Raw genomic sequence first — 13,459 nt, 5'->3', positions numbered from 1 at the left:
CAACTATGGAGAGATATAGCCTATGAGAAGACGTAATCGTTACATCGTTAAGTCTGCAATCATTCTGATCGCAGCTATAATCGGAATGGTTTATATCGTAAATCTGGATACCTCTTTTAGAAAAGTCGTTTTGGATCGCATGGATACAGCCAAGATTAATACTATTCTCATTAGTAAATCGCCAGACTATACAGACCAATTGGTAAAAGACAAGAAGGAAATTCAAAGTATCCTCAATGCTCTTGCTGAAATGAAATTAAGAAAATCCAGTGTATTAGATAAAGGTCTTAATTCTGTATACATGCTCAGTATTTTCGTAGATCACGAAAACGAAAGGGACTTATTTGGCATAACACTGTATGACCAAAACTATATAGAAATATATGATGAAACCAAAACGAAAAATAAAGTTACTTCCTATAAAATTACGAGTGATTATGATGTAGAGCCCATTCGTAAACTATTCAAATAGGCCACCAGATATGGCGGCCTTCCTCTATTGCATTCTATCCTTTTATTCAATCGATTCAGCAAGAGTACGAGCAATCTGCTCGCTGTTTGCTTCCTTATAAATAAAATCATGATAATGTGGCTGATGGATGTCGATCCATCCCTTCTCGATTGCCTTCTGATAATAATGTCGTGCGCGTTTTTGTTCACCCGTCAAATAAAACATGCAGGCGGCATTCCAATATAGCCCCGCATCTCCACTCCAATCTCAGCCTTGATCAAGTGCTTGTGCGTAACTCCAGGCTGAGCGGGCGTAATCAGGTGCTACACCATATTCTATATTGCCATGCATATAATAGTTCCCGTTCACCAGAAGATTGTTTAAGGGAAGATTCCATCCAAACAGAACCGGAAAATCCGCAAGCACTGTAAACCCTACAGATAAGGCTGTTCTTTGAGAAGCTATATTATCGGACCAGCACTGCCAGCCGACGCTGTCGATCCCCCGTTGTTTGGCCAGAGAAAGCGCACCGAGATCTACCTTTCGGGCCCATCCTTTTTTCTGATAGCTCGCAACAGTTTGAATGCCTAACTCACACTCTTGACCCACGACCCAATCGGTCAAGCACCAGCTGACAATGGCCGGGCCTTCCTCCGTATGTTGAATGGCAGCGCATCCAAATCCATTTTTTTCATAAGCGGCTTGAGAGGGCCAACCGTCCAGGATCTCATGAATGATATCCTCAAGACCCGCCAGATGCCGCTGCTTTAATAGTTCACGATCTATTGCTACGATATCCTCCCCAAGCGGGCTAGCTATACCGTCTAAATGCTGAGTAAACGTCATTCGGCCACTCTTCATAGGCCGTACATCCTTCATCACGGTTTCAAGAGCAGCTTCCCACTTCTCATCTGCCGGGTAATATAGCACATAGTCTAATTTTCCTTTAAATGCAAGTTGAGGTAATAGGATTTCTTGAAGCAACATGTTGATTTCTTTAAAGAAGGCTTTATTGTCCGGACTTCCTCCCAGAAAAATGCCTTGGGGGTTGCTCAATACAGCGGTATTCCCATCATTAGATAAAAAAATTCTACCCGGTATGATGCCGCTAATGACACCTTGAATCGATATGTGATGCTTCATTGTATCAAAAAGACCGAATGCCTTATAAAAATAAGATTCCGCGAGTTCCATTCCTTGAATCATGTGATGAGCACACATTTGTCTGTTTTGCCTCCCATAAGCCTATGAGAGATTCTTATTCATCTAAAGACATAAACCTCTCATAAGCTTTTTGATTTGTTTGTTCGTATTCAAACATCATCACTCCTTTAAACGTATTAGAGGATTAGGCTCTAAGATGGTCTGTACTTGATGCCTCCGCTTCATTATGGATAACACATACAATTCGGTCAAGTGTACTTTTGGTAATAAAGATGGCCTCGGCTGCACTGTTGAATAGCTTCTGTGTATAGGCTATTGTAAGTACAGGAGACTTTTTCCAGATAAACTGAACTACAGGAGGTCGTTTTTCTTGATGATCATTGAACTGGTGGCCATTATTTCTACTGCTGTCTTATCTACGTTTTTTTCCTTTCGATACCGCTTGTGGAGACAACTATAGTGAGAAGTGAACAAGAGATGCTGCATACCATTCTCCAATTTTCTCAAGAGGACGAACGGGTGCGTGCCGTGATTATGAATGGTTCACGCGCTAATCCACATGCTCCACGAGACGTTTTTCAGGATTTTGATATCGTCTTTCTCGTATCTTCCATGGACAGCTTTATTCAGGAACGTCGCTGGATCAACCATTTTGGTGAATTGATCATTATGCAGACGCCCGATGAGCATATGGAACCTACTTCGACGCCCCATGATCGCTTTGTTTTTCTCATGTTATTTACGGACGGCAATCGCATAGATCTTACACTCTACCCTGCGAATAACATCGCCAATTGGACCCGAGACAGCTTAAGTGTACTGCTGCTGGATAAAGATGGACTGGTGGAGCCTTTCCTACCGCCAAGTCTTCAAGATTATAAGACGATACCTCCAACTGCCCAAGTCTATGCGAATTCCTGCAACGAGTTCTGGTGGGTCAGTACTTATGTAGCTAAAGGATTATGGCGACAGGAGCTGCCCTATGCCAAATTTATGCTAGATCGGCCTGTAAGGGATGCGCTTCACTTGATGCTGGAATGGCATATTGGTATACGAACAGACTTCACTGCAGATCCGGGTAAACAGGGAAAATATTTCGAGAACCATCTTGAGCCTGAACTTTGGACGCTCTACATCCAAACGTTTGCGGATGCAGATTATGAACATATGTGGCAGTCTCTTTTGATCATGGGAAATTTATTTAGAGAAGTTGCCTTGGAAGTAGCGAACCATTATGGTTACGAATATCCGACTCTGGACGATCAACGTGTTACGAACTATCTCCATCGCGTAAAAGCTCTCCCAGCAGATGCTAAGGACATTTATTGATAAAAAACCAGTCGGCACTTAATTTATATGTGCTAGGCTGGTTTTATTTTTATACTCTAAGTTATTCGGTCAGAACCCGGTCACCTCTGCTCGCAGGCTGAGAGATAACCAAAAATTCAACATCCTCATTCGTTTCATTAAACATTTGATGAGGTACCATAGGAGGAACCTCACACCCTTCCTGAGATCCTAATTGGATTTGTTCACCATCCACTTCAAGTACCGCTGTACCTGATAAAATAAAGAAAAATTGGCGTGCATGATGATGATAATGTCTGACCTCATGAGTATTTCCGGGCATCCGCTCATGAATAATACTCAAATCCTTATTTTTCACTAAGCGCCAACCATCACATTGATCTCCCCATATATAATGTTCAGCATTATTTTTACTTATTTTCATATTGAACTCCTCCTTTTTGCAATTACAGTTTTATTTTAAATATGAATTCATAGAGCTACAATCTTATTTTTAAAAAAACGGCGGGACAAATGTAAAAAGCACTCCGACTTAGTCAGACTGTTTTTTATATATCCGCCTCGATAATTTCCTCCAACTTAATCCAGCTAAAATCCTCTTCCCCACGGGACAGCTTCACTTCTCGCCGACTTGTGTTAATCACCGTGACCAGTCCACGCAGCTCCTCATCATCAAATGGATTGAACACTTTTAGCGTAATAGGCTTACGTTCGTTATAGGATACGATGATGGCCTGTTCAATCTGCTGCATTTCCTGATCGTCCAGTGTCGGTTTGCCGCGCCTACCTTGCTCCTTCATCAGTCTTAAATATGCCTCCCGATGCTCAGGCAAAATCATGCGCGAGCTTTCCCATATGCCATTTCCTTCAAGCTTTTTCCCCATCGTAAGCCCCTCCTATGCTGTTCTGGTTACCGGATGCCATGCCAATACATGATCTAATCGAAAAACACGTGGCTGGCCTGTCTGTAAACAGGTGGCTCGTATCAAGCCATTCTGCACACGATGCACCTCGATACGCCGATGAGACAGTTTGCCCTTCCGATCCAAATACACGATTTCCACGATCTGCCCCACGTATTTTTCCAACATGATCCTTCACTCCTTATCAGAACGTTTGTTTGTATTATATGCGAACATGCGTTTGATTATCAATGTAAAAAAATCCCCTGAGGGATTTGACTCTCTCAAGGGAATTAAAATTCATAAGTGGATAGCTTAATATCTTCTTTATTCAAATCTTTCAGAGGATGGACAGGGCCATTCCAATAAGTGAGAATATCAAGCGGCTCATTAGTACCATGTTCTTTTAAAGAAAGAGATAATTCAAGTAATAAATGGGGAAGTTGATAAGAGCTTGTTAAAAACTGATATTCCTCTGGGCTTTCACAGTCTTCTGCTCGATAGAACACAAAGTATCCCTCGGTATGATCCCCAATGAGTACAATATAGCGAGCAAGAAACATAATTTCGCCATTGGCAAAAGGAATGGAATATGTCGAAGCAGAGATCAAATCTGTCTCTAATCCCTCAATTCGAAGGGTGAGTTCATTGTTAAGAGCATCCATTCTTTCTCTTTGTTCGCTGACGAGTTGTTCATAATTTACAGGGACAAGCCCTCCTTTCTTGATCGTAGCGATCAGTTCGTCTATAAATACTTTTTGAGACAACACTCGATTGCTCATTCTATTCATCTCCATATTCGTGAAAATAAGCATGGAATTCCTGCTTCTACATGTTCAATAATTATGTATTAAAAATCTTGATTCATTAACTATCAAGCAATTTTGTGACTGCATTCACGACCCTTTCCATCTCAAATGGCTTAACAATAAAGTCTTTTGCACCTGCCTGAAATGCTTTTATAATCGCTTCCTGCTGCCCCAAAGCAGAACACATCAAAATGTTGGCTTGGGGATCAAGTTCTATGATCTTTTTAACAGCCTCAAGCCCGTCCATCTTAGGCATATTAATATCCATGGTGATTAAATCGGGACGAAAGTGTGCGTATTTCAAAACAGCATCATACCCGTTTTCTGCTTCCGCAATAACAGCGTGACCTAAATCCAAAAGAATATCTTTAAGTACAGAACGCATAAACAAAGAATCATCCACTACTATAACTGCTGCCAAATTAATCTCTCCAATCCGTTGTCAAATGATATGCACGCCCAAACTTCAATATCGGTGAAAAAACTGGTAAAATTAATAGAAAGAATCTGTAAAAATAAAAACGCTACCAATGAATTATAAAAGAAATTTGAAACTAGCTACTACAGAATTAGTTTTCAAAAAAACGTTTCACAATGACGTAAATCATTTCTGAAAAGCAAATTACAAAGGACTATATATCTACTGTATCTTGAGCACTAGCCATAAAAGCACAATCTTCTTGGATAGTTATAAAAAAACTGACGTCGGTATCATTCCGACGTCAGTTTATAAACTTATTCGTTTAGCATTTCTTATTCATTCAGAGCTTTTTTCAAAGCCTCCAGATTGTTTTTCATCACACCAAGGTAATCCAGGTTCTTCTGTTTGTCTTCATCCGTCAATCCTTCGAGCGGATTCAGTACATCGGTTTTTGAACCGATTTCAGTAGCTACGGTCTCAGCGACCTTCGGATCAACAAGAGTTTCGAAGAAAATCGTTTTAACATTATTTTCTTTAGCGAATTTGATAATACCCGCCAGCTTGTCCGGTGTAGGCTCTTGCTCTGGAGATAATCCGGCAATGGGTACTTGGGTCAGACCATATTGCTTAGCTAAATAACCAAAAGCAGCATGCTGCGTAATAAAGTCTTTACGTTTTACATCTTTCAGACCTGTTTTGAACTCGGTATCCAGCTCTTTCAGCTTGGCGATATAAGCATCAGCGTTTTTCTCATAATCAGCTTTGTTTGCTGGATCGGCTGCTACAAGCCCTGCTTCAATGGACTCCACTTCTTTTTGGGCCAAGACTGGATTAAGCCATACATGAGGGTCCATCACATGATCGTGATCATGGCCTTCCTCTGCATGTGCTTCTTCTCCTTCTTCCTCCTCAGCGGTGCCTTCCATCAGGTTTAACCCTTTGCTCGCTTCAACTACAACACGCTTATCGTTGGACGCGCTACTCAAAGCCTGTTCTGCCCAGCCTTCGACGATACCGTTATAAACAAACACGTCAGCATCCTTTACCTGTGCCATATCTTTGGCGCTCGGTTCCCAGTCATGCGGCTCGGCACCAGCTGGAATCAACGCGGTTACGTTAGCATGGTCTCCAGCAACTTGCTTGGTAAATTCATACATTGGATAAAAAGTGGTGACCACATTCAGCTTGTCTGCTGTTTGTGCCGCATTCGGCTCGGTTTGGGAAGCGTTTGTAGCTGTATTATCAGATTTGGCTCCGCAGCCAGACAAAATAAGTGCTAGTCCCGCAGACAATACAAATGATTTTTTGAACCATGTATTCATATTCATTACTCCTTTATCCATTAGATTTTTTAGTTATTCTCACTGTAATTACACTCACTGACCTGCCGCATTCTGCCGTCGCGAAGCCTGTTGCTTGCCCAGCTTGCGGACCAGCTTTTGTATACCAGCTCCTACAATCAGGAATAATAACAGCACCATGGCAATTGTCCCCCCTGGGGGTGTACTAAGTTCATACGATGCCGTTAAACCCATAAATACGCCGATCAATGCAGTGACCATAGATATCCAGATGGCTGCCACGAAGCTCGGTGCAATTCGAATCGCCAGCGCTGCAGGGAGCACGATGAGTGAGGAGACAAGCAGCACACCGACAATCGGCATTGCAGCAGCTACAATCATCCCTGTTAAAATACTAAATGCAAATGAGATGGACTTGACAGGAAGACCGTTGGTCTTCGCCGTTTCTTCATCAAAAGTAATCTGATACAAAGGGCGCCGAAACACGAAAAAGAAAATACCTCCGATGACAGCCACAACGATCATCAACATCAGCTCTGTCTGATTGACAGCTACTACCGAACCAAATAAATAAGCGGAAAATCCTTTGTTGATGCTCTGATTCAGATTCATTAAAATAACGGCCGTCGAGAGGCCACCTACCATAATAATAGCCACAGATATCTCACTATATGTTTTATAAGACCTGCGGACGTACTCAACGATAATCGCGCCGATTACGGCAACAATAAATCCGGTTATCGTCGGGTTAATACCTAAATAGGCACCTGCTGCCACCCCTGCCAGCGATACATGCGATAGCATGTCCGCCATGAGAGCCTGACGCCGTAGCATCAGGTATACTCCAAGCACCGAGGCCAGCAGTGCAATTACCCCACCGGCACAAAATGCCCGCTGCATGAAGTCGTAGTGCAGCATTTCCATCCGCCATCTTCCTTCCTCTCAAGCTCAATAATTCGATCCAGATAATGTTGCACTTCCGATAGTCCATGGGTCACCATGACCACGGTTCTTCCATATTCCTTAACCTGTTGATTCATCAGATCGTAGAAGTGGTAGCGGCTTTCCTGATCCATTCCGGTCGTAGGCTCATCCAAAATGAGCAAATCCGATTCCTGAGCGAGCGCTCTTGCCACACAAATACGCTGCTTCTGTCCACCGGACAATTCGCCGATTTTACGGTGACGCAAATCCCACATGCCTACCTGACGTAGCGCCTGCTCCGTCAGATCATGATCCTCAGACCGCATACGGCGTAACCAAGAGCCATGAGTATATCTTCCTGAACGGACAAATTCCAAAATCGTACTTGGAAATCCGCCATTGAAGGCGGCAATTTGTTGGGATACAAATCCAACAACGAGCTTTTTGCCTTCACCTGTACGATTAGACATGAACACCTTGCCCTTCCAAGGCTGAAGCAAGCCGAGCAACAGTTTGAGCATGGTTGACTTGGAAGCACCATTCGGTCCGGTAATGGCTACAAATTCTCCCGAAAAAATTTCAACATTGGCATCCACCAAGTTAGGAACATCTCCGTAGCCAAATGTGACCTGTTCCAATGAGGCCAATAACATGACGCAAATCTCCTTTTCCTTTAAAAAGCCTGGAGCCATCTGAGCAATCATCCTTTGCGCAGATTCTCCAGGTCGTTTATGATCATTAAACCATCTACCGTAATTATTACGATTTGGTGATAAAAAAATAAGCGTTTGATAAACGTAACCTTTACGCATTAGCAAGTTTAACAGTTTAGGCAAGGTTCGTCAATGTTTTGGCAACTCTTTTGTTTGTTTACTTCACTTTGTCCGGGTACAAGCCTGCAGCCAAGGTTTTCAGTGCAATTGGTGCACGCACGCCTTCAGCCGCCGCGGACAATGGCAGGACTATAAAGCGTTTATTTTTGATCGCTTCCACACCAGCTAATGCAGGCTTGCTCAGGAGTAGCTTCTCTTTATCCGCCAGTGAAGTATCTCCATAGTCGAGAATGACAATGACGTCAGGATTACGGTTCACAACCTCTTCCCAGCTTACCTCAGTAAAACTTTTGTCGATATCATCAAAAATATTTTTCGCCTTCACACTTTCAATCAAAGACGTTAGATAATTGTTGGCAGCCGTAAAGGGCTTGTCTTCTCCGCTGTCATAAACAAACACCTTGGGTGCCTGTTCAACAACACCAATTTGAGTCTGAATGGACTGCACTTGTTCACGCATTTCATTTACCAGCTTTTCTGCACGCTCCTCAACCCTAAAAATACGCCCAATATTTAGTATATCCTGATATACATCTTCTAATGTGGGGCCCGACTTATTTGAGGACTCCTGTATATAGGTCAGCACCCCTTGTTTGGCTAGCTCCTCACGGGAACCCAGATTTTTATCATTAAAGGCACTCTTCCAGCCCGCATAGGCAAAATCCGGTGCAGCGGCCATAAACACCTCTTTGGACGGATATTGTTCGGCCAGTACCGGGATTTTGTCATATTGAGCCTTATATTTTGGCAAAATCTGATCATCCAAATACGCAGTTCCTACCATAGAGGATTCCAGTCCAAGAGCCAGCATAACCTCAGTCGCGTGCTGGTTCAGTGTAACCGCGCGTTTAGGCGCCTCGGGAAATGCCATTTTAACGCCCATGTTCTCAAGCTCTACCGACGTCTCCTTGGTTGCTGATTGGGATGCGGCAGGTTGCTGCCCGTTTGCGGATGGATCGCTTGTTTGGGCCGTGTTTCCTGCTGCACAGGCTGATAACAACAGCATCATTGCCAAAGCGAGCATAACCAGCGGTAACGCGGGCCTGCTATATCTTTTCATATGTACCGTCTCCTCTTTTATTTGTAGTTAATCTTACCTCATCGTATCGCCTTTTCTGTTAACATCATGGATGGCCTCCTCTCCTGAGAGAATCCGGTAAGAAGGTAATATTCGGCTTTCCGGTTTTTGGATGAATGCAGATTTCTGTCTCGACCCCGAATACACTCCACAGCAGGTCTGGCTGAAGCACATCCTCTGTTATGCCGGAGGCTACCACTTTGCCTTCTTTTAATACATACATTCGATCACAATAAAATGCCGCTAAATTCAAATCATGCAGTGCAGCTAGCGTAGTTATCCGAAGTGTTTTGACCAAATCCAGAATTTGCAGCTGATACCGGATGTCCAGATGATTCGTCGGCTCATCCAAAACAAGAAATTTCGCCTGCCCGGCCAAAGCTCTGGCGATCAATACCCGTTGCTTTTCGCCGCCAGACAAGGTGGCAAAGCCCTGATCTGCCTGAGCATTCATGCCTACCCGCTCCAGCGCCTGCTCGACCAGTTCATGATCGACGACAGTATCTGCTTCCAACAGTTTCTTATGCGGATGGCGACCCATCAGGACGATGTCCCGTACTGAGAAATCAAACGTTTGCGGCGCATCCTGACTCACCACTGCCATTTGTCGGGCCGTCTCTTTATACTTCATCCGCAGCATATCCTGGCCATCCAACGTAACTACACCACTATCAGGCTTTAGCACACGATACATATTTTTGAGCAACGTTGATTTCCCGCTGCCATTCGGACCGATCAATCCGACTAGCTCCCCTGCTTTTACCTGGAGACAGATGCCGTCGATCAGCCGTTTGTCGTGAATACTGAAGGTCACGCATTCGACTTCTATATTCATTTTTCGCCTCCAAACGAGTAGGAACTACGACGCAGCAGCCACACAAAAAAAGGTCCTCCGCACACAGCCGTCACAATACCAATCGGTAGCTCCTGTGGAGCCAGCACAAGCCGGGCACATACATCAGCCCACACGACAAAAATAGCTCCCGCCAACAGGCTGACGGGCAGTACACGCCGATGATCTGATCCCACTACCAGCCTAACGATGTGCGGAATCATTAGTCCGACAAAGCCAATCGAGCCACTAACGGATACGACTGCCCCGGTTAAAAGAGACGCCACCACAACCAGTAATACGCGGAACGCCTGTACGTTCACACCAAGCGTTACTGCGGTCTCTTCACCCGTTAGCAAAGCATTCAGCGACCGGTATCGGGTCAGAAGCACAGCCGTTCCAACGACTACAATAAGGCTTGGAATGAAAAGCGTGTCCCATTGAGCACCTGCCAGACTTCCCATCATCCAATACATCGCGTCACGAATGCCTTTTTCATTCGGGGCCATCGTCACGATAAAGCTAGTCACAGCCGACAGCATCATAGACACCGCCACCCCTGCCAGCAATAAGCGGGTCGTCGATATGCTCCCAGCTACACGGGCTAACGCGAACACCATAAGCATTGCAGCTAACGATCCTATAAAAGCAGATAAAGGCAGCGCAAGTCGTCCTAAAAACCCGAAAGCTCCGAACACAATTACCAATGTGGCTGTCACCGAAGCCCCAGACGAGACACCTAAAATATAGGGATCCGCTAACGAATTACGAATTAATGCCTGTATAGTCGCCCCTGTAACAGCTAGTCCTGCTCCTACGATGACACCTAACAACACGCGTGGAAAGCGGATTTCCCAAACGATATATTGCTCAGGCTTGGTCCATGTCACGGGTATCCACTGGTCCAGCCAGGGAAGATGGGACAGTGCAATTCGCCATATCGTCCCCGGTGCGACAGCTACAGGGCCCAGCATGACCGCGAGTGTGACCGAAAGCAACAGCCCAGCAGTCAGCAGCAGAATTGTTGTAAATCCCCAAGTAGGCTTGCCCGCTAGGTGTGCACGAGAATGATGTTGTGATGGATTAGGTCTTGATGGATTAAGGTGACTCGTTCTCGAAGTCATGAATTACTCAATGGCTTTTCGGCCGCTTCCAGCTTTCTCAATTGTTCCTCGATCTCGGAAGCAGAGAAATTCTCACCCATGACAACCGCTACATCGTTCACTGGCTTTTGCGGGCGGATCGGAATGATTTCCAGCTCCCGATAGGCAAATTGAAACATCATCTGACCCTCTGATTCCAGAAACCGCACAATTCCTTTGGCCCGATAAATTTCAGCTGGCAAACTGCGGAACAACTGTTCAAACTCGTAGCGTGGCACAGGTTGTCCAAAAAAATGCGTGTGAACAACTACATGGTCGTAGGAATGATAATGCTCCCCATGTTCGTGTTCGTGGTCATGGTCATGAGACTGATGATCTGTATGGTCATCATGGTCATACGTGTGCAGATGATTTTCCAAATGAGGATGTTCACTCTCAATATCAACTGCGGATTCCTTATGTCGCGAAACATCCATACGCTCCTCTCCTTGAGTGGAGAAAAAAATTCCAGCGTCCACGTCACTTCGTTGCGTGCTCACAGTCAAAACATATGGATTTAACTCTTTTACGAGGGCCTGTACTTTCTGTAACTCGCCCGCAGCCAATAAATCGGTCTTGTTAATAATCAGTTTGGAAGCGCATCGAAGCTGATCCTGCATCAAACGAAGCGATTTGCTTCTCTCGTTCCCCGAGGCAAAATCCAAAAATTGACGCGCGTCTATGACCGTGATAACGGATTGTAATATCATAGTAGAATAAATTGAGGCGTCTGTCACTGCATCTACAATCTCCATCGGGTTAGCCACTCCGGTACATTCTACAATAATCACGTCCGGCTTATATTCCTCAGCAAGATTCATGAGCTCGACGCCCAAGTCCCCGCGAATGGTACAGCATATACAGCCACTGAGCATTTCCTTCATGGGTGCTTGTCCATTCACCAAACTACCGTCCAGATTAACATCACCCAACTCATTCATCAAAATGGCTGGCTTGAGACCCTTTTCCCTGTAGTAAGCCAGCGCATGCTGAAGAAGAGTGGTTTTACCGCTACCCAAAAAACCGGATAAAACAACAATCGGTATCATATAACCCCTCCTTGTCTTTGCAACATTTAATATGGATCGTACCTTAAAAATTTCCTTCTTGCAATCATTTATCGGATTTTAATCGTAATAATTACTATTAATGAGTATAAATATATATGAGCATGCTCAGATTTGTCAATATAGGGAGGTGATTCACACACAATCCGGCGGGCATGATTGTCCCCTTACAGGCATAGGCTGTAGATAAGAACCCTTATTCCCAAGGAGACGTGGAATGAAAAACAGTACGCTGTTGAAGATGCTGCCTTTTATGATTCCGTTTGCCTTTCTCATCCCTGTGCTTGTCACGCTATCTCCCCAGTGGCTTCGTTTGTTAGATGTGGGGCAGCTGCAGCCATTAAAAACGGTATTTATGGGTATTTTTCTGGAAGCTGTTCCGTTTCTCCTTATCGGTGTGCTCGTCTCATCCCTTTTGCAGTGGCTTGTACCGGAGACATGGATTCGCAAAATAGCGCCTGCACATCCTGTACCGGGTGTCCTGCTGGCCTCCTTACTAGGTATACTGTTTCCCATCTGTGAATGCGGCATGATCCCTGTCGTTCGCCAATTAATGCTCAAGGGAATGCCTGCCTATATGGGTATCACTTTTATTTTAAGCGGGCCCATTATCAATCCCGTGGTACTGGCTGCGACGATGATGGCTTTCCCTTCCCATCCCGAGGTCACTGCCGTTCGAACGGGTTTGGCTTTTACCGTTTCCGCGATCATCGGACTGATCGTGTATGCCTTTGTGCGAGTACATCCGCTCAAACGGTCGTTACTCTCTTTTAACCAGCAAAAGCAGAACAATCAGACTCATCGGCATAATCGCACATGGCGGGGATTTTTTGTACATGCTGGGGACGAGTTTTTGGACATGAGTAAATATCTCATTATCGGCGCATTATTGACAGCCTGCATCCAAACCTTCATCCCACGTAATGAGATGCTTTCGTTAAGTGAAGGAACGGTCGGATCGTACGCCTTTATGATGGGTTTTGCCTACATACTGTCGCTGTGTTCCACCTCTGATGCCTTTGTAGCCACTGCTTTTTCACATACCTTTACACTGGGTCCACTGGCGGCCTTTCTTGTACTTGGTCCGATGCTAGATTTCAAAGGCACGCTCATGCTACTAAGCACCTTCCGCACCAAATTTGTCGCCATCCTGGCCTTGCTCATTGTTTCACTTGTTCTAGTGGGTTCTATAGCTGCTGAATGGTTATTGGGGAGGTGAATACAAAC

Annotated in this window: 17 protein-coding genes; 3 read left to right on the top strand and 14 right to left on the bottom strand. The window is 44.7% G+C overall.

Annotation, left to right across the window (positions count from 1 at the left end; translation table 11 throughout):
* The first annotated feature begins 22 nt into the window (after window positions 1–22).
* Complete coding sequence (locus tag MKY16_RS11290) at window positions 23–472, top strand: DUF5301 domain-containing protein (RefSeq protein WP_340955344.1); 450 nt, start codon at window positions 23–25, stop codon at window positions 470–472.
* 42 nt (window positions 473–514) lie between these two features.
* On the opposite strand, the gene MKY16_RS11285 is transcribed toward MKY16_RS11290, so the two are convergent.
* Both MKY16_RS11285 and MKY16_RS11280 read right to left on the bottom strand, forming a co-directional pair.
* Window positions 515–676: a hypothetical protein gene (locus MKY16_RS11285; protein ID WP_340955343.1), complete on the bottom strand. Its 162-nt coding sequence runs from the start codon at window positions 674–676 to the stop codon at window positions 515–517.
* 42 nt (window positions 677–718) lie between these two features.
* A complete protein-coding gene (locus tag MKY16_RS11280) occupies window positions 719–1,672 on the bottom strand; it encodes a GNAT family N-acetyltransferase (RefSeq protein WP_340955342.1) in 954 nt (317 codons plus the stop codon).
* A 402-nt stretch (window positions 1,673–2,074) separates the two neighbouring features.
* On the opposite strand from MKY16_RS11280, the gene MKY16_RS11275 reads away from it, so the two are divergent.
* Entirely contained in the window at window positions 2,075–2,944 is an 870-nt protein-coding gene (locus tag MKY16_RS11275) for an aminoglycoside 6-adenylyltransferase (protein ID WP_165147213.1), read from the top strand.
* 61 nt (window positions 2,945–3,005) lie between these two features.
* Here MKY16_RS11275 and MKY16_RS11270 read toward each other — a convergent pair whose 3' ends face one another.
* The 12 genes from MKY16_RS11270 to MKY16_RS11215 all read right to left on the bottom strand — a co-directional run bounded on the left by MKY16_RS11270 (window position 3,006) and on the right by MKY16_RS11215 (window position 12,214).
* Window positions 3,006–3,347 carry a cupin domain-containing protein gene (locus MKY16_RS11270; RefSeq protein WP_069010190.1) on the bottom strand — a complete coding sequence of 114 codons (342 nt, stop codon included), beginning with the start codon at window positions 3,345–3,347 and terminating at the stop codon, window positions 3,006–3,008.
* A 124-nt stretch (window positions 3,348–3,471) separates the two neighbouring features.
* Entirely contained in the window at window positions 3,472–3,807 is a 336-nt protein-coding gene (locus tag MKY16_RS11265) for a YolD-like family protein (protein ID WP_029519167.1), read from the bottom strand.
* Window positions 3,808–3,819: 12 nt separating this feature from the next.
* Window positions 3,820–4,014: a hypothetical protein gene (locus MKY16_RS11260; protein ID WP_013310131.1), complete on the bottom strand. Its 195-nt coding sequence runs from the start codon at window positions 4,012–4,014 to the stop codon at window positions 3,820–3,822.
* A 104-nt stretch (window positions 4,015–4,118) separates the two neighbouring features.
* Window positions 4,119–4,607 (bottom strand): hypothetical protein, encoded by a 489-nt coding sequence (locus MKY16_RS11255; RefSeq protein ID WP_029519166.1) that lies wholly within the window; start codon window positions 4,605–4,607, stop codon window positions 4,119–4,121.
* 85 nt (window positions 4,608–4,692) lie between these two features.
* The gene (locus tag MKY16_RS11250) at window positions 4,693–5,055 is read right to left on the bottom strand and encodes a response regulator (protein WP_029519165.1); all 363 of its coding nucleotides are present in this window, start codon (window positions 5,053–5,055) and stop codon (window positions 4,693–4,695) included.
* A gap of 332 nt (window positions 5,056–5,387) precedes the next feature.
* Window positions 5,388–6,377 (bottom strand): metal ABC transporter substrate-binding protein, encoded by a 990-nt coding sequence (locus MKY16_RS11245; RefSeq protein ID WP_029519164.1) that lies wholly within the window; start codon window positions 6,375–6,377, stop codon window positions 5,388–5,390.
* Window positions 6,378–6,431: 54 nt separating this feature from the next.
* Window positions 6,432–7,280, bottom strand: coding sequence for a metal ABC transporter permease (locus tag MKY16_RS11240; RefSeq protein ID WP_165147216.1), 849 nt, complete (start codon window positions 7,278–7,280; stop codon window positions 6,432–6,434).
* Entirely contained in the window at window positions 7,226–7,933 is a 708-nt protein-coding gene (locus tag MKY16_RS11235; RefSeq protein ID WP_039273487.1) for a metal ABC transporter ATP-binding protein, read from the bottom strand. Before MKY16_RS11235 ends, MKY16_RS11240 begins: the two co-directional genes overlap by 55 nt.
* Window positions 7,934–8,150: 217 nt before the next feature.
* Complete coding sequence (locus tag MKY16_RS11230) at window positions 8,151–9,173, bottom strand: ABC transporter substrate-binding protein (protein WP_340955340.1); 1,023 nt, start codon at window positions 9,171–9,173, stop codon at window positions 8,151–8,153.
* A 64-nt stretch (window positions 9,174–9,237) separates the two neighbouring features.
* Window positions 9,238–10,026 carry an ABC transporter ATP-binding protein gene (locus tag MKY16_RS11225; protein WP_029519160.1) on the bottom strand — a complete coding sequence of 263 codons (789 nt, stop codon included), beginning with the start codon at window positions 10,024–10,026 and terminating at the stop codon, window positions 9,238–9,240.
* Entirely contained in the window at window positions 10,023–11,147 is a 1,125-nt protein-coding gene (locus MKY16_RS11220; protein WP_029519159.1) for a FecCD family ABC transporter permease, read from the bottom strand. The genes MKY16_RS11225 and MKY16_RS11220 overlap by 4 nt, the downstream gene beginning before the upstream one ends.
* Entirely contained in the window at window positions 11,144–12,214 is a 1,071-nt protein-coding gene (locus MKY16_RS11215; protein WP_340955338.1) for a CobW family GTP-binding protein, read from the bottom strand. Before MKY16_RS11215 ends, MKY16_RS11220 begins: the two co-directional genes overlap by 4 nt.
* A 235-nt stretch (window positions 12,215–12,449) precedes the next feature.
* Here MKY16_RS11215 and MKY16_RS11210 point away from each other — a divergent pair, with 235 nt between their 5' ends.
* Entirely contained in the window at window positions 12,450–13,451 is a 1,002-nt protein-coding gene (locus MKY16_RS11210; RefSeq protein WP_029519157.1) for a permease, read from the top strand.
* The last annotated feature ends 8 nt before the right edge of the window (window positions 13,452–13,459 follow it).

Source organism: Paenibacillus sp. FSL L8-0641 (genome assembly GCF_038006265.1).
Classification (GTDB): Bacteria; Bacillota; Bacilli; order Paenibacillales; family Paenibacillaceae; genus Paenibacillus; species Paenibacillus polymyxa_D.
Note: the sequence above shows the minus strand (reverse complement) of the source record. Positions and strands in the feature narration are given on the sequence as shown.